We start from the raw sequence: 19,021 nt of genomic DNA, 5'->3' as shown, positions 1-19,021 counted from the left end.
GCATCAGGGGGTTGCGGTCGGCACGCGCAGTTCCACCTGCAGCTGGCCTTCGTAGTAGCCGGCGTCCTTGCTGGTACTGGGAAAGCGCGGCGTGACCAGGGTCATCGGGGTGGGGACGCAGAACACCGGCTGGTTCATTCCGGGCAGGATCACCAGGCGCAGACGCGCGCTGTCGATGCCCTGCAGCTGCTGCTCCACGCCGTTGGACATGGGTACGGCAGCGCCGTTGTGATCGAGCGCGACGGTGTAGTCCACCCGCTGTCGTTCATCGCGCCCGCCGTCGCGGTGCCATACCGAAAAACCTGTCGCTCCAGGTGCCCTTGCACCCACGTCGCGCGCAGTCACGCCGAGGTACAGGCTCTGCGATCCGAGGCCGTCATACAGGCACATGTCCACCACCTTCCTGCCCTCGATGGTCTGCGCGAAAGGGTTGTAGCGCAGGTCAAGGCCGACGCTCGGCGTCGCGTTGTCGAACTCGGGGAGATAGACGGCCACCGCGTTGCGGTCGGTGACGGTCAGCGAGAAATCGAAGGAATACGTTGCCAGCCGGCTGCCGTTGGGGACATTCGCATGGAGTTCCAGCTTCGCGGTCCAGATGCCCGCGACCAGCTTGCGAAGCTCGCTGGACGCGATGGACAGCTGTGCCCCGGTGCCGGCCGGCTCATCCAGGGCGCAGCCAACGGCATGCGTGGACCAGGGCGCGAGAATCAGGTTCTGCCAGTAGTTGCCCAGGCAGGAGCGGCCCGACAGCGCGCGCTCCAGCCCCGCCCGTACGTTCAGCTCGGCCCTCATCTGCGATCGTTCTTCGACGAAGCTGAGCGGGATGCTGCGCAGGCCCGCTGTGCTGTCGGCCTGGCCGCCGGCAGGGCAGCGCCCGGTATCTCCGTTGCCCGGGTTGCACACCAGGTGCAGCGCTCCGAACTGCAGGGAGAGATCGGTATGGTCGTACGCCAGCATGGTCCGCGGCGCCCACAGTTCGATGTCCCCCGGCATCGCCGAGCGATCCCACGACATCACGATGTCGCGGCGTTCGCTGGCAGGATGTACTTCCGGCGGGCGCTGCGCGAACGCGTTGGAAGAGAACATGCCAATGGCGCAGGCCAGCGCCATCACCCAGCCCGTGAAGTGCTTCATGGCACGCCTCCCACGGCAGCCGTCTGCGGCGTGGCCGCGATCAGGGCTTGTTCCTGCAGCAGCCGGGTCACCCGCGCCTGCTGCCTGACATCGGCAGGCAGTTGTGCCACCGCCAGTGCTTCGCACTGCACCTCGCCTACCAGCAGCAGCACGCTGCGGCGCTCACGCACCTGCAGCGGACACTGCAGCAGGCGGTCGTCCTGCAGCAGGTACAACGACTTCTCGCGCCTCGGGAAGTCCGCCACGAAGCCGCCATTGGCGCTGGTGCCCGCGACGGGCGCATTTAGGATGCGTGCACCGCCCAGCGGTACCCCTGCGATGTCACGCGCGTTGCCGATGAACGTGTACGTCACTTCGATCGGTACCGGCAGGCGAGCCAACCGCCCCGGTGCGAGGAACAGCGGCCGTGCGCCCACCGCCCCGGCCACGCGCACCACAGCGCTGCTGTCCAGCGCGCTCACGTCCTGCAGCTCGGCCCGATGCGCCTGATAGGCCGCCAGTGGCAGCAGCCGGCGCTCGCCCAACTGCAGGCGCTGGCTGCGCAGCCCCCCCACCTGCAGTTCGGCCGCCACGCCGGTCAGATCAACGTCGTCCGCATCATCCACCTGCACGGCCAGGCCGGCTTCGCTGCCGATGCCATCGCCCCAGTAGAAGCCCTGCCGGCCCAGCGCGAACCCCGAGCTGTGGGTGGCGCTGTAGGACATCTCGCTGCGGCCCTGTTGCCGGTAGGTCGCCAGCGTAGCGCCGGTATGGCCTGTTCCGTTCTGCAGCTGTGCCGCCGCAATGGCGCCATAGCGATCATCATTACTGCCACGCAGCTCCAGCGACGCTTCGCGGAAGTCGCTGTCATGCTCCTGCCGGAACGTCTGCGCGGCGCTGTACTCCATCTGCGGGCGCGCATGCCGGGGCTGGCGCACATCCACCGCATAGCGACGCTGCGACAGGCCCGGCTCACGCCGCTGCAGGCGTGACAGGCTGAGATTGAGGTAGATGCCGCGATCAAGGCTGCTGCCGGCCGCGCCATCATTCCGCTGGTGCCAGGCCCCCAGCCGCGCCGATACGCTGAACTCGCTCCAGCGCCGGCTGACGCTGTAGCTCGTCTGCCACGTGCGGGCACGTTGCATCCGCCGGTCCAGTTCGGGACGCGACGGTGGCAACCACGGCACGCCGCCGCCCACGGGGTCATCGATGCCGTCCATCCAATCCCGGCCCGGGCGCCAGCTCTGGCGCCGCGTGTATCCCAGGTAGAGGCTGCCTGATGCCACCGGCAATGCCATCGATGCGCTCAACGAGTCCGTGCAACCCAGCCGGTCACGCGCGTCATCCTCCTGCCAGCACGCGGTGCCACGCTGCCGCTGGTGATACACGTTCCAGGAGGCACGGCGGCGGTAGGACAGCTGTTGCTGTTGTCCACGGCTACCGTCACTGCCATGCATGAGGCTGGCGCTTGCACGGATGTCCTGGGTGGGAAATGCATGGCGCAGATCCAGGCGCACCTCGCTGTAACGATGGCCTCCCATGTCGGCTGCACCGGCGGTCAACGCCAGGTCACGGCCCAGGGGAATGCGCACGCCGGCCAGGAAGGCCGACTCGCCATCGAAACGGTCATCGCGGCGCTCGTCGCGGCGCCCGCCCTGTACAAACCACTGCACGCTGCTGTTGGTCCAGTCGCCGCCTTTGTCGAAAGGCGCGTCCTCGGTGCGCACCAGTACACCGTCTTCGTAGATGCGCAGCGCGACCGTATAGGTGCCAAATGGAAAACGGCGTGTATCGAGCTGGTTGATGCCGGCCTGCAGGTAGAAGGTCTGCAGCAGGCGCTCACCGTCGAAGGCATCCACGCGCGCGTCGCGTGCCAGCAGCACCGTCAAGGGCGTGGCCTGCACGGCAGCGTCGGCGTTGACGTAGGCCTGGGTCGTTCCCAGGCGGATTCCCTGGAAGCGATCCAGCGGCAGCATGCTGAAGTTGAACGTGCCACCCTGCGGACTGGACAGGTTGCGACGGTCCATGCGCCCGGCCTGCAGATAGTGCTGCGGTCCAAGATCGTGGCGGTAGTAGCCGCTGTTGAGCTGGACGTCCGAGCGACCGCCATGATGACGGTAGCGCTGGTGATTGAAGTTCCACTCGGCGGCCAGATGGCCGCGGTTGAACAGCCCGAGCGTACCAATGCCCTGCGCGCTGGCCGCCTGGTAGTCACGGCCGCCACTGATGTTCAGCACCTGCTGGTGCAGGAATGCGTTCTCGACATTGCTGGAGATCTGGTTGAAGCGTTCCACCGCAGGTTCACCCGGAATCCAGTGGCGGGCCACGAACAGCCGTACGGCGCCTTCGCCCTCGTCGTACAGCGCGCGCACGGCATGAAGATCCTCGGGCGGATCGAGATAGCCGCAGCCCGCCTCGGCGCCACCGAAACGGCATGCCAGGTGGCTGTTGCGCGGCAACGGCCCTGACAGCGCAGGCAGCAGTGCCGCCTGTGCTTCGGGCGACAGGCCCAGCGCCTGCAAGACGCCCTCCGCCGCTTCCAGCTGTACGCTGTCCAGCGTCACGCGCACCGCTGAAAGGCCGGCAGAGCGCCCGAACAGGCTTACCTCGAGTTGTTCGGTCTGGCCATGGACCAGATCCTCGAAACCGGCAGGGACACCGCGCGCCGCGACCAGCGGCGTGGCCAGCGACAAGGCGAGCGCCACCGCCAGCCGGGTGACGGCGGGTGCGGGAGCTTTCATGGGGAGACGGCCGGAAGTGGCCGGCCCGTTGTACGGGCCGACACAGGTAAACGGGTGTTACGGCTTGACGTTCAGCACGATGCTGGCCATGCCTTCGTAGCTGCCGGCGGCAAGCGTGGCCAGCGTGGTCTGGGCGATGTCCAGGTTCATGGCGACCGAGGCATCAGGGATCGCGCCGTCGTACAACTCGGCCGCGGTGAACTCAATCGGCGTTGTCGACAGCGGCTTGCCGCCCAGGCGGACGCTCATTGGCACGTTGGCACCCGATGCGCTGCCCGGGATCAGCTCGACCGGCGCCTGCAGGCGTACCTGCACGTCGCTGGCGGTGTCGTTGGAAAAGATGCGTACGCGCTCGTTCCACGGGTTCAGGCCACGGGTCGGGTTGTAGGTCAGCTTGACTGCATCGGCGATGGCGCTGCCGTCGGCCTTGAGCAGGGTGAGCGTGTTGTCGATTTCGGCAGTCAGGGTAATGTTGGTCTGGGCGGCGTTCGCCGACAGCGAAGCGGTAACCAACGCTGCAGCCAGCGCGGCCTTCTTGAGCATGTGCATGGGTGTCTCTCTCGGACAGGGGGAATGATCGAAATCCCCCCTTGCGGCCTGGCCGCAAGGGGGACGCCGCAGGCAGAGGTGGTTGCCGGCGACGGAGAGAATGCTAGGCGCCCAGCGCAGTTCAGCCTATTCAAGGATTCCTAAAAGATTGAACGTCAATGAGAATTCTTGAGGTCGCTCAATCTTCTGGGGTTATGCAACTTTTCTCACTGATCAAATGCAAGAAACCTCATTGCACCCATCACCGCTTTTGTACGGTCGAACCATGCTCCACTGCGGTTCGCATCGCACGCATGAAGCGTGCATGGCCCGATGCTGGAATCGTTTCACCCCTGCATGCAGCGGATCTACCGGACGCGCACTGCTGGCACCATCAGGCAGCAAGAAAGCGCCCCGCTCAGGCGGGGCGCTCCCGGTACATGCTGCGCCGGGCCAGCGGCACGCCGATCGTCATACCAGAGTGACTGGTTGCCGCAGCCGGCCCAAGCAATGCTCAGAAAAAGATCGCGTACAGGATAAGCAGCGGAATCGGCACGCCCAGCAGCCAAAGCAGAATCATTTTCATGTCAGGTCTCCTTGCATGGAATTCAGACTACAGGTCACGGCGACGCCCTCCCCAGGTGGCGCTGAGGCTGGCGAAGAACGCGCCGATCAGCAGGGTGATGAACAGCCACAGCGCGGCATGCGCGGCGGCCTTGCGGGCATCGTCGGCCGCCTGCTTGGCGGTGGTCTTTGCCTTCTCCAGTGCGGCACGCATACGTGTCTGCACATCGGTCACACGGGCCTGCGCTTCGGTCGGGCTCATGCCGGTTTCGCGCGCGATGAGCTGCGACAGGTACTGGGTGTCGGCCGGGTCGAGGCCATCGCCCTGCAGGCTGTTGACGATGATGCGGTTCACTTCGGCGCGCAGTTCACGACGGTCTCCCGCCGGTGCACGGCCCGGCATCGGGCGCGGCGGCGCCATGCCGGCCTCGCGCGGGCCCGCATTCGGTGCCTGCGGCGGAGCCGCGTTCGGCTCCATCGGCGCGCCCGGCGGTGGCGGCGCCGAGGGATCGGCAGCACCGGCGTTGGTGACACTGCGGAACAGGGAATCCACCCAATAGTTGAGATCGCCTTCCGGTGCGGCCGCGGCGGCACTACCGGCACCTGCGGCGGCAACGCCTGCCGTGGATGCAGCGGCGCCTGCAGTGGCGCCGGCCACTTTCGCGCCCGTGCCGAGCACGCCGCCGATGGCCGAGGTCAGCAGGCCCGCGGTCAGCAGCGTGGCCACCGCCCACGACACGAAGCCGTGCGCGGTATCGCGGAAGTAGGTTTCATCGCCGTGGATCTGCGTCCACTTGGTGCGCAGGCGGCCGGCCAGATAGCCACCCAGGCCGGAAGCGGCCAGTGCGGTGAAGGTGAGCCAGGCGATGCTGGACCAGCCGAAAGTTTCCTTGCTGACGCCTTCGAACGACCACGGCGACACCGAGGAGAGGCCAAGGCCGACACCGAGGATAAGCAGGATGAGGGAGAGCGCGGCGGCGCCGGCGGCACCGGCGAAGATCGCGCCCCAGGACACGGCGCTTTCGCTGGCAGGCGGCACGACCGGGGCGGTGACGACCGTGGCGATGTCGGGACCGAGCGGACCGCGCTCGGGTGGATCAAAACGGGTATTCATGGAATGGACGCTCCGTGCATGCAGTGCTGCGGGTGCATCTGGCGTCCTGAGGCTGCGCGAGCGGTTGTGAAGCTGGTGAGACCCTTGAATCACGCGGTCTTTGCACGACGGCCGTGCCAGGGCGCGGTAGTTCAGCGCCATGCCTGGATGCTCTCCGTGGACACCACAGAGCGTGCCAACCAAGGTTGGCACCTACCCAGACGCAAAAAAAAAACGCCCCGCGGATGCGGGGCGTTTTCATCACAATCCACGCAGGGCGATCAGCCCTGGTAGTCGCGCACGTCGCTGCCGGTGTAGACCTGGCGCGGACGGCCGATCTTCATTTCCGGATCGACCTGCTGTTCCAGCCAATGCGAGACCCAGCCGGAGGTACGGCCCAGGGCGAACATGACGGTGAACATCTCGGTCGGGATCTGCAGCGCCTTGTAGATGATGCCGCTGTAGAAATCGACGTTCGGGTACAGCTTGCGGGCGACGAAGTACTCGTCCTGCAGCGCGGCCTGTTCCAGCTTCACGGCCACGTCCAGCAGCGGATCCTGCACGCCCAGCTGCTTGAGCACCTTGCTGGTCATCTCACCGATGACCTTGGCGCGCGGGTCGAAGTTCTTGTACACGCGGTGGCCGAAGCCCATCAGGCGGAAGCCGGAGGTCTTGTCCTTGGCCTTGAGCACGGCGGACTCGACGTTGTCGGCAGTGCCGATCTCTTCCAGCATCTTCAGCACGGCTTCGTTGGCACCGCCGTGGGCCGGACCCCACAGCGCGGTGACGCCCGCAGCGACCGACGCGTACGGGTTGGCACCGGTCGAACCGACCAGACGCACGGTCGAGGTCGAGGCGTTCTGTTCGTGGTCGGCGTGCAGGATGAACAGCAGGTCCAGCGCCTTGACCACGTCCGGGTTCAGATCGTACTGGCCGTCAGCCGTTTCGAAGGTCTGCTTCAGGAAGCGGCTGACGTAGTCCAGCGAGGTATCCGGCTTGTTGGCCGGCAGGCCCTTGCCGTGGCGGTAGATCAGCGCCGACAGGGTCGGCACCTTGGCGATCAGGCGCACGGCCGCCTGGCGGCGCTGTTCGGCGTCGGACAGGTCCAGCGAGTCGTGGTAGATGGCCGACAGCTGCGCGATGGCCGCTGCGAGGATGGCCATCGGGTGGGCATCCTTGGCGAAGCTGGCGATCAGGGCGTTGACCGAATCGTCGACGTTGGCTTCGGCGGTCAGCTCATCGGTGAAGGCCTTCAGCTGCTCGGCGCTCGGGCGCTCGCCGTTGATCAGCAGGTAGGCCACTTCGACGTAGCTCGACTTTTCCGACAGCTGCTCGATCGGGTAGCCGCGGTACAGCAGCACGCCCTTGTCGCCGTCGATGTAAGTGATGGCGGACTTGCAGCTGGCCGTCGCGGTGAAGCCGGAATCGTAGGTGAAGAACCCCGTTTCCTTGGTCAGCTTCGCGATGTCGACGCAGTCGTTGCCAAGGGTGGGTTTGATGACGGGCAGAACGACCGACTTATCGCCGGCGTTGAGCGTGACCTGATCAAGATCGGACACTGTGTGCGCTCCTTCATGGGAAGGCGCCTGCCCAAGCGCATTGGTCAGGCACGTGAATGACGTCCACGACCTGTGTCGTGGATCACGCCATTATCGCACAGCAGCATTTGCCCGGCGCTAGACAGAAGTCGTAGACGGCAGGCAGCCAGAACCCGGCCAGCTACCAGCCCGGATCGGCAAAAGCGTTGTCACACGAACGCAGTGTTCCGTCCATCCAAACGCCCGTTGGGCAGGCATTGGGGAAAAACAAACGGCCGCGCAGAGCGCGGCCGTCGGTTCGAAGCTGGATCGACAGATCAGCGCGCGTAGCGCTTCTGGAACTTGTCGATACGGCCCGAGGTATCGATGACCTTGTGCTTGCCCGTGTAGAACGGGTGCGAAGCAGAGGAAATTTCAACCTTCACCAGCGGGTATTCGTTGCCGTCTTCCCACTTGATGGTTTCCTTCGTGCCCATGGTCGAGCGGGTCAGGATCTTGAAATCGGAGGTGACGTCATGGAAGACGACGTCGCGGTAGTTCGGATGGATATCGGCCTTCATGGGCTCACACCGTAAATGGGCTGGTGGTCAAGAGCGGCATTATAAGCACCGGTTGCCCCCCGGGGCAACCGGTGCTGGGCAATTGACTTCAGACCGCACCCAGGGCCTGGCGTACCAGGGCCTCGAAACGCTGCTGGTCGTAGGCCATCAGCAGATCGCAGTTGTCCGGCTGCCCGGTCTGGCGGTTCCAGTCGACGATGGTGGCACCGCGGCTGAACGTTCCGTTCAGCTCCACGTTCAGCGGACGCGATTCGACCTGCAGCTGCCCTTCCGGGTTCAGCGCCCAGGCCATGGCCACGGCATCGGCGGTGTACCAGCGGCCGCCCTTGGCGTCTTCCGACAGCGCGCGGGTCTTGCGCGAGATCAGCTCGTAGAAGCGGGCGCGATCGGAATCGGCCTGCAGCCACTGCTCGGCCTGCTCAAGCGGCAGGCCGTGGGCGACGGTGGCTTCCCAGTCCGACACCAGCAGGTGCTTGAACGAGGTGAACACCACGTGCGCCGCTTCCGGGTCGAAGGCGATGTTGAATTCGGCCGCCGGGGTGATGTTGCCATGGCAGGTGACCGCACCGCCCATCACCACGATGCGCTTGATGCGCTGTGGCAGGGTCGGGTCCAGCTTCAGCGCCAGCGCCAGGTTGGTCAGCGGGCCGAGCATCACCAGCATCAGCTCGCCGGCGTGCTCGTGCGACAGGCGCAGGATCGCCAGCGCGGCGTGCTCGGCCTCGGCCTGGCGGCTCGGCGGCGGCAGGTCCACGTCGCCGTAGCCATCGCGGCCATGCACGTGGGCGGCGTCGACGGAGGGATGCAGCAGCGGATCCGGGCTGCCGGCGAACACCGGCACGTCGGTGCGGCCGACGATGTCGCAGAGCTTGAGTGCGTTGCGGACGGTATATTCGAGGCCGACATTGCCGGCGGCGATGGTCAGGGCGACCACGTCATGCCGTTCATCGGCAAAGGCCATCAGCAGGGCCAGGGCGTCGTCCACACCGGGGTCGGTGTCGATCAACAGGGGGATCTTGTGGGTCATCGTTGCCGTCTTCAGATCGGCAACGAAGTGTGGACCGGGATGATGACCGTTGCAAGTACGGGGTGTTGGGGTTCGGCAGGGCTGCGCCCTGCACCCGCAGAAGCGGTAGTGCCGACCGCTGGCCGGCAACTTCAACAGCAACGGCAAAAGCGGATTTCCTGGAGATGGCGGGGTGGGTCCGGTGGCGGGGGACGCCGTAAACCCGTCCATGGGGGCTTGGCCGCGGCATCCATGCCGCGGACACCCCCGCAACCGGACCCACCCCGCCTTCGACAGATCCCGCGACCTGTCGGAACGGCGTCCTGCCTTGGTAGGTGTCGACCTTGATCGACACATCCACGCGATGCGTGGATGAACATGGAAATGATCGAAAAGATTTTCCGTAGAGTCGAGCCATGCTCGACTCCCGCGCGCAGCGCGAACGACAGCCGAGCATGGGCTCGGCTCTACAGGGATCAGGCCGAGGCGTAACGCACGGCGGTGCCGATCCAGCGCTGCACCACGCGGTCGGCCAGCGCCGGTTGCTGGTCCATCAGGCGCTCGGCCAGGTCGTGCACGCCGGGCAGCAGGCCGGCATCGCGGGCCAGATCTGCAATGCGGAAGCCCGCCAAACCGGTCTGCCGCGTACCCAGCAGTTCGCCGGGGCCGCGCAGTTCAAGATCCTTTTCGGCGATGACGAAACCATCGTTGGTTTCGCGCATGGTCTGCAGGCGCTCGCGTGCCATCTGCGAAAGCGGGGCCTGGTACAGCAACACGCAGCGCGATACCGCCGAACCACGGCCGACGCGGCCACGCAGCTGGTGCAGCTGGGCCAGGCCGAGGCGCTCGGCGTTTTCTATCACCATCAGCGAGGCATTGGGCACGTCCACGCCCACTTCGATCACGGTGGTCGCCACCAGCAGGTCGATCTGCCCGGCCTTGAACGCCACCATCGTCGCCAGCTTCTCGGCCGCTTTCAGGCGGCCATGCACCAAGCCCACGCGCACGCCCGGCAGCAGCGCCTGCAGTGATTCGTAGGTGGCCTGCGCCGGGGTGGCATCCAGCTCTTCGCTTTCCTCGATCAGCGTGCACACCCAGTACACCTGCCGCCCTTCCTGGCAGGCCAGGGCGATGCGCTCGATCAGCTCCGGGCGGCGGTCGTTGTTCAGCGCCACGGTCTGCACCGGGGTGCGACCCGGCGGCAGTTCGTCGATGGCCGACACATCCAGGTCTGCGTACTCGGACATCGCCAGCGTGCGCGGAATCGGCGTGGCGGTCATCACCAGCTGGTGCGGCACGCTGTTGCCGCCTGCGCCCTTGTCGCGCAGGGCCAGCCGCTGATGCACGCCAAAGCGGTGCTGCTCATCGACGATGGCCAGGGCCAGATCCTGGAACACCACCGCCTCCTGCATCAGCGCATGGGTGCCGACCACCACCTGCGCTTCGCCGCTGGCAACCTGTTCCATCACCTTGGCGCGCGCCTTGCCGGTGACCTTGCCGGCCAGCCACGCGATGCGCACGCCCAGTGGTTCCAGCCAGCCCCGCAGGTTGTTGAGATGTTGTTCGGCCAGCAGCTCGGTGGGCGCGGCCAATGCGACCTGCTTGCCCTGCTCCACCGCCAGCATCGCCGCCAGCGCGGCAACCACGGTCTTGCCCGAACCGACATCGCCCTGCACCAGCCGCAGCATCGGGCTGGGGCGGGCGAGGTCTTCGCGGATCTGCTTGAACACACGCGCCTGCGCACCAGTCAGGGCGAACGGCAGTTGCTTCAGCAGCGCTTTGGCCAGCTTGCCGGGGCCGGCCAGCGGCGGCGCGTGGTGCGCCTGCAGCGCAATGCGCTGGCGGCGCAGGCTGAGGTGATGGGCCAGCAGTTCTTCCATCGCCAGGCGGCGCTGCGCCGGGTGCGTGCCTGCGGCCAGCGCAGCCAGATCGGCATCCGGCGGCGGCCGGTGCACGGTCAGCAGCGCGCTGCGCAGCGAAGGCAGGCCGAGGCCATCAAGCCAGCCGCTGGGCAGCAGTTCCAGCGTGCTTTCCTCGGGCAGCCGGTCCAGCGCCTGGCCGATCAGCTTGCGCATGGTCATCGGGCCGACGCCTTCGACGGTGGGATACACCGGGTCGAGGCGGTCGCCGAGTTCGGGATCGTCGTTGCGGCCCAGCACCTGGTAGCTGGGATGGACGATTTCCAGGCCGAGGTGGCCGGGCTTGGGCGTGCCGAAGCAGCGCAGCCGGTTGCCGACGGCGAACTGACCAACCTGCTGCTGGCGGAAATGGAAGAAGCGCAGCACCAGGGTGCCCTGCCCTTCATCTTCCACCGCCACCTTCAGCATCGGCCGGTAGCGCATTCCGCGCTCGACCGCGACCACCCGTACTTCCACCTGCGCCGGAACGCCGTTGCGCAGGTCCTCGATGCGGGTCAGCCGGGTGCGGTCTTCATAGCGCAGCGGCAGGTGCAGCCAGAGATCCTGCAGGGTGGCCAGGCCACGCGCCTGCAGTTTGGCGGCCACGGCCGGGCCCACGCCAGCGAGCATCGCCAGGGATGCTTCGCCGGACGGTGACAGGACCGGGGTGACCGCCGCCTTGCGTGCCACGTGGCGGTCAGTCGATGACCATCACCGCGTCGACCTCGAAGTTGGCGCCCTTCGGCAGGCCCGAGACTTCGATGGTGGAACGGGCCGGGTACGGGGCCTGGAAGTAGTCCTGCATGACCGCATTGACCTTGGCGAACTCGCCCAGATCGGTCAGGTACAGGCCCAGGCGCACGACCTTGTCCAGCGAGCCGCCAGCCGCTTCGGCCACCGCCTTGAGGTTGTCGAAGGCGCGACGGGCCTGCGCTTCGACGTCGCCGGCGCCGACGATGTCGCCGGTGGCCGGGTCAAGCGGGATCTGGCCGGAGAAATACACGGTGTTGCCGGCGCGCACGGCCTGCGAGTACGGGCCGATGGCGGCGGGAGCCTTTTCGGTGTTGATGATCTGGCGGGACATGGTCGCTCCGGTGCGTTGGGGGAAAACAGAGCGGTGATTGTACCGGGTGGGGATGCATCCACGCATGGCGTGGATCTACCGCGCCGCTTCGGTAGTGCCGGCCGCTGGCCGGCAACCTCACAAATGTCGGAAGCACCGCGACGTTGCCGGCCAGCGGCCGGCACTACAGGGTGTGCGCAGGATCTACTGGCGGCGTACCGACTGCACGACCGACAGGCGACGCAGGCGGCGCATCACTTCGGCCAGGTGGTTGCGGTCGCGTACCTGGATGTTGAACGCCAGCACGGCGGCGTTGAAGTCGCGGTCCAGGTAGTCCACGCGCTCGATGTTGGAGTGGCTCTGCGCGATGGCGGCGGCCAGCTGCGCCAGCACGCCGGTGCCGTTCTCCACTTCCACCACCAGCGAGGTGTCGTAGTCGCCGGAGACGGTGGTGTCCCAGCCGATCGGCACCCAGCGCTCGGGCGACTTGCGCAGCTCGGCCAGGTTCGGGCAGTCCATGCGGTGCACCACAATGCCCTTGCCGGCGGTGTGGTAGCCCATGATCTCGTCGCCGGGAATCGGCTGGCAGCAGCCGGCGAAGGTGACCACGCCGCGCTCGCTGCCGTTGATCAGGATCTTTTCCTGCGAATGGTGGCGCGAATGCGGGCCGCCCCGCAGTTCGGCGTAGGCCATCAGTGCCTGCGCGGCCTGGGTCGGCATCCAGTTGCCCAGTGCGACCTCGGCCAGCAGCGCCTCCAGGCGCGGGAAGCGGTGTTCGGTAAGGAACGCATCCAGGCGCCCCTTGGGCAGCCGCTCCAGCGACGAATCCATCGCTTCCAGCGCACGGTCGAGCATGCGATGGCCCAGCTGCACGGCGTCCTCGTGCTCCAGCTGCTTGAGCTGGTGGCGGATGGCGGTGCGCGCCTTGCTGGTGACCACGAATTCCAGCCACTGCGGTTTCGGCGTGGCCGAGCGTGCGGTGATGATCTCCACCGACTGCCCCGACACCAGCTTGGTGCGCAGTGGCACCAGCTTCTTGTCCACACGCGAGGCCACCGCCATGTTGCCGACGTCGGTATGCACGGCGTAGGCAAAGTCGAGCGCGGTGGAGTTGCGCGGCAGCGCCAGGATCTTGCCCTTCGGGGTGAACAGGTAGACCTCGTCCGGGAACAGGTCGACCTTGACGTTGTCGAGGAACTCCAGCGAGGAACCGGCCGCGCGCTGCGAGTCGATCAGTTCGACGATCCAGGCGTGGGCGCGGCTCTGCGCACTGTTGGGCGAATCGCCACCGAACTTGTAGGTCCAGTGCGCGGCCACGCCACGCTCGGCGATCAGGTCCATTTCCTCGGTGCGGATCTGCACTTCGATCGGCGAACCGTACGGCCCGAACAGCACGGTGTGCAGCGACTGGTAACCGTTGGCCTTGGGGATGGCGATGAAGTCGCGGAAGCGCCCATCCAGCGGCTTGAAGGTGGCATGCACCGAACCCAGCGCGTGGTAGCAGCTGGGCACGCTGCGCACGACCAGGCGGAAACCGAACACGTCCATCACCTGGTCAAAGGATTTGTTCTCGTCGCGCATCTTGTTGTAGATGCTCCACGGCGTCTTGATGCGGCTGACCAGACGGTGCTCGATCCCCTCCTTGGCCAGGCGCTGCGACAGCTGCACTTCCACCTGCGCCATCGCCTCGCGGCGCACCACCGGCTGGCTGCGGATGTGCTTTTCGATGATCGCGTGGCGCCACGGGTACAGCGCCTTGAAGCCCAGGTTCTGCAGCTCGCTCTTGACCAGGCTCATGCCCAGGCGCTGGGCGATGGGCGCGTAGATCTCCAGCGTCTCGCGGGCGATGCGGCCGCGTGCTTCGCGGCTCTGCGCGCCCAGCGTGCGCATGTTGTGCAGGCGGTCGGCCAGCTTGATCATGATCACGCGCAGGTCGCGCGACATCGCCAGCAGCATCTTGCGGAAGCTCTCGGCGGCCGCTTCCTGGCGGTCGCGGAACTTCAGCTTGTCCAGCTTGGTGACGCCGTCAACCAGTTCGGCCACAGCTTCGCCGAACTCGGCGGCCAGCGCCTCGCGGGTCAGCGGGGTGTCTTCGATGGTGTCGTGCAGGATCGCGGCGATCAGCGCTTCCACGTCCAGGCCCAGCTCGGCCAGCACCTGCGCCACCGCCACCGGATGGGTGATATAGGGCTCGCCCGACTTGCGCGTCTGCCCGGCATGCGCGGCGGCTCCGACTTCCCAGGCGCGGCGCAGCAGCGGCAGCTGCTCCGGCGGCAGGTAGTGGGCGGCGCGTTCAAGCTGGAGGACGTAGTCGGGTACGGCGGCAGCGGGGACTGCGGCGACCTTGGCAGTGGGGCCTGGGTTCATGCCCGAAGCCTATTCCAGCGCGACGTTTACGGCAAATCCTGAATGCGAAACAGCCCGCACGGGGCGGGCTGTTCGGCGATCCAGCAATGACGTTGATCGATGCGATCAATCGTCGTTCTTGGACATGTCTTCGTCGGCGACCACTTCGGCGGCGGCCCACTCCAGCGCTTCGCGCTCGGCGCGCTCACGCTCGGCCTTCTCGACTTCGTCGATCAGCGCGTTGTCGATCTTGCGGGCGGCGATTTCGCGCAGCGCCAGCACGGTCGGCTTGTCCTCGGTCTCGCTGTTGTCCAGCGTGGCCTGCACGCCGTTGGCGAGCTGGCGGGCACGCTTGGAAGCCATCATGACCAGTTCGAAACGGTTGTTAACGACTTCCAGGCAATCTTCTACGGTGATGCGGGCCATACGGGCTCCCGGCGACCGGTCGGCCGCTCAGTCGAATGAGGGAAAGGGGACGGAGTGTACTGGCAGGGGCTGGACAAAATCAAGCCAACCCCCACCCGATTCTTTTGGAATCAGTCAGTTGCGCCCGGATCGGGGGTCAGCAGCGCCTGGATCAGGCCGGCGTGGCGGACCTTCTGGGCCTCCCGGCGCAGGCGGCTGGCGGTGAAGATGGCGCACAGCTCGTCCACGGCGGTGTCGAACACCTCGTTGACGATGACGTAGTCAAACTCGTTGAAGTGCAGCATTTCATCGCGGGCCGCGCCCAGGCGCTGGGCGATGACCGCCTCGCTGTCCTGGCCGCGCTTGCGCATGCGGTCCTGCAGGGCCTGCTTGGAGGGCGGCAGGATGAACACGGTGACCGTGCCCGGCACCAGCTGGCGCACCTGCTGGGCGCCCTGCCAGTCGATCTCCAGCAGCACGTCCTGGCCGGCGGCCAGCTGCGGCTCCACCGACTGCCGGGCGGTGCCCTTCCAGTCGCCATGCACCCAGGCATGCTCGAAGAAGTCGCCGTCGGCGATCATTTCCTCGAACTTCTCCGCAGAGACGAAATGGTAGTGCTGGCCGTTCACTTCACCCGGACGCATCGCGCGCGAGGTGAAGGAGATCGACAGGGCGATCTGCGAATCACGCGCCAGGGTGGCGTTGACGATGCTGCTCTTGCCGGCGCCGGACGGGGCGGCAACGATGTACAGCGTGCCGCGCGCGATGGCGGCCGACGGATTCGACGGGGCGCTCATGCGGGGGATCCAACGGGTTGATTTCGCAAAGTTTTTCCTCGGTGTTCCGGATCCGGCGCGGAGGATCGCGCCAGGATGGCGGGGGCTGCGCGGAACATCCTGGAACCAGGCCCGGCAGACGCTTCCCCGGGGTGCGGGCACGCAACTTTACCAGAGCGACCCCTTCCCGCGCCCGTCCGGCCGGTGCCGGCCCTAGTGCCACATGGGCATCCGGGGGCCTGTGCTATAACCGCCGCGTACCTACCGACAGCCGGGTGGTCTGCGTGCCGCCCCGCCATCCAAGGAGAACGGCATGCCCTCGATGAGTCGCCGCCAGTTCCTGAAGGTCACCGGGACAACCCTGGTGGGCTCCAGCCTGGCTTTGATGGGCTTCGCGCCCGGCATCGCGCTCGCGGAGGTTCGGCAATACAAGCTGACCCGCGCGACCGAGACCCGCAACACCTGCACGTACTGCTCGGTGGCCTGCGGCATCCTGATGTACAGCCTCGGCGATGGCGCCAAGAACGCCGAGCCGAGCATCTTCCATATCGAGGGCGACCCGGACCATCCGGTCAACCGCGGCACGCTGTGCCCGAAGGGTGCCGGCCTGGCCGACATCATCCACAGCAAGTCGCGCCTGCTCTACCCCGAGTACCGCGCACCGGGCTCGAACGAGTGGAAGCGGCTGAGCTGGGACGATGCGCTGGACCGCATCGCGCGGCTGATGAAGGAAGACCGCGATGCCAACTTCGTGCAGAAGAACGAGGCCGGGCAGACGGTCAACCGCTGGCTGACCACCGGCATGCTGGCGGCCTCGGCCACCAGCAATGAAACGGCGGTGCTGACCCACAAGGTCGTGCGCTCCCTGGGCATGCTGGCATTCGACAACCAGGCACGTGTCTGACACGGCCCGACGGTGGCAGGTCTTGCCCCGACGCTAGGCCGTGGTGCGATGACGAACCACTGGGTCGACATCAAGAATGCCGACCTGATCCTGATCATGGGGGGCAATGCCGCCGAGGCGCATCCGTGCGGGTTCAAATGGGTGACCGAAGCCAAGGCACACAACAAGGCCCGCCTGATCGTGGTCGATCCGCGCTTCAACCGCTCGGCCGCGGTGGCGGACGTGTACGCGCCGATCCGCACCGGTACCGACATCGTGTTCCTGGGCGGCCTGATCAACTACCTGTTGACCGAAGACCGCATCCAGCACGAGTACGTGCTGAACTACACCGACATGTCGTTCCTGGTGAAGGACGAGTTCGCCTTCAAGGACGGCCTGTATTCGGGTTACGACGCGCAGAAGCGCAGCTATGACCGCTCCAGCTGGGACTACGTGTACGGCGATGACGGTTTCGTGCGCAGCGACCCGACGCTGAAGGACCCGCGCTGCGTCTACACCCTGCTCAAGCAGCACTACGCGCGCTACACCGTGGAGATGGTCGAGCGCATCTGCGGCACGCCGGCCGACAGCATCCGCCAGATCTGGGACATGATCGCGTCCACCGCCGGCAAGGACAAGGCGATGACCATCCTGTATGCGCTGGGCTGGACGCAGCACTCGATCGGCGCACAGAACGTGCGTGCCGGCACCATGGTGCAGCTGCTGCTGGGCAACATCGGCGTGGCCGGTGGCGGCATGAACGCACTGCGCGGGCATTCCAACATCCAGGGCCTGACCGACATCGGCCTGATGTCCGACCTGCTGCCCGGCTACCTGACCCTGCCGAAACAGGACGAGCAGGACTACGACGCCTACATCGCCAAGCGCACGCAGAAACCGCTGCGCGCCAACCAGATGTCGTTCTGGCAGAACTACCCGAAGTTCCACGTCAGCCTGATGAAATCGTGGTGGGGTGATGCCGCCACCGCCGACAACAACTGGTGTTTCGATTACCTGCCCAAGCTCGACAAGCCGTACGACATGCTGCAGGCGTACGAGCTGATGAACGAAGGCAAGATCCACGGCTACATCTGCCAGGGCTTCAACCCACTGGCCTCGGCGCCGAACAAGGGCAAGCTGATCAGCGCGTTCTCCAAGCTGAAGTTCATGGTCAGCATGGACCCGCTGGAAACCGAGACCATCGCGTTCTGGCAGAACCACGGTGCGTTGAACGACGTTGACCCGAGCACGATCCAGACCGAGGTGTTCCGCCTGCCGACCACTTCCTTCGCCGAGGAGAACGGCGCGGTGGTGAACTCCTCGCGCTGGCTGCAGTGGCACTGGAAGGGCGCCAACCCGCCGGGCGAAGCGCGCAGCGACATCGAGATCATGTCCGAGCTGTTCCATCGCATCAAAGCGCTGTACCAGAAGGACGGCGGCGCCTGGTGGGAACCGGTGCGCGACCTGGCCTGGAAGTATTCCAACCCCGAGGTACCGACGCCGGAAGAGCTGGCGATGGAATACAACGGCAAGGCGCTGGTGGATGTATTCGACCCGAAGGATCCGACCAGGCTGGTGCGCAAGGCCGGTGAACAGCTGGCCGCGTTCGGCGACCTGCGCGATGACGGCAGCACGTCCTCCGGCTGCTGGATCTACATCGGTGCCTGGGGCCCGACCGGCAACATGATGGCGCGACGTGACAACAGCGACCCGACCGGCATCGGCAATACGCTGGGCTGGGCCTGGGCATGGCCGGCCAACCGCCGCGTCATGTACAACCGCGCTTCGTGCGACGTGGCCGGGCAGCCGTTCGACCCGCGGCGCACCCTGCTGGCCTGGAACGGCAAGAACTGGGGCAGCGTGGACGTGCCGGACTTCAAGGCCGACGAGGACCCGGCCGGTGGCATGGGCCCGTTCATCATGAACCCGGAAGGCATCGCCCGCTTCTTCGCCAAGGCCGGCATGGCCGAAGGCCCGTTCCCGGAGCACTACGAGCCGTTCGACACCCCGCTGCGCAGCAACCCGCTCAGCCCCGGCCAGGCACAGACGCTGAACAACCCCGCCGCCCGCGTGTTCGCCAGCGACCGTGCGCAGATCGGTTCGCCGGACGAGTTCCCGCATGTGGCCACCACCTACCGCCTGACCGAGCATTTCCACTTCTGGACCAAGCACGGCAAGCTCAACGCCATCATCCAGCCCGAGCAGTTCGTCGAGATCGGCGCCGCCCTGGCCGACGAGCTGGGCATCAACAACGGCAGCCGCGTGCGCGTGAGCTCCAAGCGCGGCCATATCGAAGCCGTGGCGATGGTGACCAAACGCATCAAGGCCCTGCAGATCGATGGCAAGACCGTGCACCAGGTGGGCATACCGATCCACTGGGGGTTCCTCGGTGCAGCCAAGCCCGGCTACATCGCCAATACGCTGACCAACGCCATCGGTGACGGCAACTCGCAGACGCCCGAATCGAAGTGCATCCTGGTCAAGGTCGAGAAGGTGTAGGAGACACG

At 66.4% G+C, this 19,021-nt stretch carries 13 protein-coding genes; 1 reads left to right on the top strand and 12 read right to left on the bottom strand.

Translation table 11 applies throughout. From position 1 onward, the window contains the following. Nucleotides 1-3 precede the first annotated feature (3 nt). From LZ605_RS19635 to gmk, 12 genes are all read right to left on the bottom strand, one after another. The gene (locus LZ605_RS19635) at nucleotides 4-1,134 is read right to left on the bottom strand and encodes a CfaE/CblD family pilus tip adhesin (RefSeq protein WP_249842987.1); all 1,131 of its coding nucleotides are present in this window, start codon (nucleotides 1,132-1,134) and stop codon (nucleotides 4-6) included. Then, nucleotides 1,131-3,854: a TcfC E-set like domain-containing protein gene (locus LZ605_RS19630; RefSeq protein ID WP_249842986.1), complete on the bottom strand. Its 2,724-nt coding sequence runs from the start codon at nucleotides 3,852-3,854 to the stop codon at nucleotides 1,131-1,133. The genes LZ605_RS19635 and LZ605_RS19630 overlap by 4 nt, the downstream gene beginning before the upstream one ends. Nucleotides 3,855-3,911: 57 nt before the next feature. Continuing rightward, nucleotides 3,912-4,403: a CS1 type fimbrial major subunit gene (locus LZ605_RS19625; protein ID WP_249842985.1), complete on the bottom strand. Its 492-nt coding sequence runs from the start codon at nucleotides 4,401-4,403 to the stop codon at nucleotides 3,912-3,914. Nucleotides 4,404-4,995: 592 nt separating this feature from the next. Next, nucleotides 4,996-6,060, bottom strand: a complete 1,065-nt coding sequence (locus LZ605_RS19620) for a hypothetical protein (RefSeq protein WP_249842984.1) — start codon at nucleotides 6,058-6,060, stop codon at nucleotides 4,996-4,998. Between the two features lie 260 nt (nucleotides 6,061-6,320). Beyond that, on the bottom strand, nucleotides 6,321-7,598 hold the full coding sequence (locus LZ605_RS19615; protein WP_249842983.1) for a citrate synthase: 1,278 nt from the start codon (nucleotides 7,596-7,598) through the stop codon (nucleotides 6,321-6,323). 296 nt (nucleotides 7,599-7,894) lie between these two features. Beyond that, complete coding sequence (locus LZ605_RS19610; protein WP_249842982.1) at nucleotides 7,895-8,137, bottom strand: type B 50S ribosomal protein L31; 243 nt, start codon at nucleotides 8,135-8,137, stop codon at nucleotides 7,895-7,897. Between the two features lie 88 nt (nucleotides 8,138-8,225). Next, the gene (locus LZ605_RS19605) at nucleotides 8,226-9,164 is read right to left on the bottom strand and encodes a nucleoside hydrolase (protein ID WP_249842981.1); all 939 of its coding nucleotides are present in this window, start codon (nucleotides 9,162-9,164) and stop codon (nucleotides 8,226-8,228) included. A gap of 455 nt (nucleotides 9,165-9,619) precedes the next feature. Next, on the bottom strand, nucleotides 9,620-11,731 hold the full coding sequence (gene recG, locus LZ605_RS19600) for an ATP-dependent DNA helicase RecG (RefSeq protein WP_249842980.1): 2,112 nt from the start codon (nucleotides 11,729-11,731) through the stop codon (nucleotides 9,620-9,622). A 7-nt stretch (nucleotides 11,732-11,738) separates the two neighbouring features. Continuing rightward, entirely contained in the window at nucleotides 11,739-12,125 is a 387-nt protein-coding gene (locus LZ605_RS19595; RefSeq protein WP_005410875.1) for a RidA family protein, read from the bottom strand. 183 nt (nucleotides 12,126-12,308) lie between these two features. Next, nucleotides 12,309-14,471: a RelA/SpoT family protein gene (locus tag LZ605_RS19590; RefSeq protein WP_107231655.1), complete on the bottom strand. Its 2,163-nt coding sequence runs from the start codon at nucleotides 14,469-14,471 to the stop codon at nucleotides 12,309-12,311. A 105-nt stretch (nucleotides 14,472-14,576) separates the two neighbouring features. Continuing rightward, on the bottom strand, nucleotides 14,577-14,876 hold the full coding sequence (rpoZ, locus tag LZ605_RS19585; protein ID WP_005410877.1) for a DNA-directed RNA polymerase subunit omega: 300 nt from the start codon (nucleotides 14,874-14,876) through the stop codon (nucleotides 14,577-14,579). A gap of 110 nt (nucleotides 14,877-14,986) precedes the next feature. Continuing rightward, a complete protein-coding gene (gene gmk / locus LZ605_RS19580) occupies nucleotides 14,987-15,652 on the bottom strand; it encodes a guanylate kinase (protein WP_249842979.1) in 666 nt (221 codons plus the stop codon). Nucleotides 15,653-15,944: 292 nt separating this feature from the next. Between gmk and fdnG the strand changes: the two genes are divergently transcribed. After that, nucleotides 15,945-19,013, top strand: coding sequence for a formate dehydrogenase-N subunit alpha (gene fdnG / locus LZ605_RS19575; protein ID WP_249842978.1), 3,069 nt, complete (start codon nucleotides 15,945-15,947; stop codon nucleotides 19,011-19,013). The last annotated feature ends 8 nt before the right edge of the window (nucleotides 19,014-19,021 follow it).

This window comes from Stenotrophomonas maltophilia, assembly GCF_023518235.1.
Taxonomy (GTDB): Bacteria; Pseudomonadota; Gammaproteobacteria; order Xanthomonadales; family Xanthomonadaceae; genus Stenotrophomonas.
This window is presented reverse-complemented; position numbering and strand designations above follow the sequence as displayed.

What these genes read in the sequence shown, in the direction of transcription:
- LZ605_RS19635 (WP_249842987.1), bottom strand. Translation starts at nt 1,134, where the DNA reads ATGAAGCACTTCACGGGCTGGGTGATGGCGCTGGCCTGCGCCATTGGC.
- LZ605_RS19630 (WP_249842986.1), bottom strand. Translation starts at nt 3,854, where the DNA reads ATGAAAGCTCCCGCACCCGCCGTCACCCGGCTGGCGGTGGCGCTCGCC.
- LZ605_RS19625 (WP_249842985.1), bottom strand. Translation starts at nt 4,403, where the DNA reads ATGCACATGCTCAAGAAGGCCGCGCTGGCTGCAGCGTTGGTTACCGCT.
- LZ605_RS19620 (WP_249842984.1), bottom strand. Translation starts at nt 6,060, where the DNA reads ATGAATACCCGTTTTGATCCACCCGAGCGCGGTCCGCTCGGTCCCGAC.
- LZ605_RS19610 (WP_249842982.1), bottom strand. Translation starts at nt 8,137, where the DNA reads ATGAAGGCCGATATCCATCCGAACTACCGCGACGTCGTCTTCCATGAC.
- LZ605_RS19605 (WP_249842981.1), bottom strand. Translation starts at nt 9,164, where the DNA reads ATGACCCACAAGATCCCCCTGTTGATCGACACCGACCCCGGTGTGGAC.
- LZ605_RS19595 (WP_005410875.1), bottom strand. Translation starts at nt 12,125, where the DNA reads ATGTCCCGCCAGATCATCAACACCGAAAAGGCTCCCGCCGCCATCGGC.
- LZ605_RS19590 (WP_107231655.1), bottom strand. Translation starts at nt 14,471, where the DNA reads ATGAACCCAGGCCCCACTGCCAAGGTCGCCGCAGTCCCCGCTGCCGCC.
- rpoZ (WP_005410877.1), bottom strand. Translation starts at nt 14,876, where the DNA reads ATGGCCCGCATCACCGTAGAAGATTGCCTGGAAGTCGTTAACAACCGT.
- gmk (WP_249842979.1), bottom strand. Translation starts at nt 15,652, where the DNA reads ATGAGCGCCCCGTCGAATCCGTCGGCCGCCATCGCGCGCGGCACGCTG.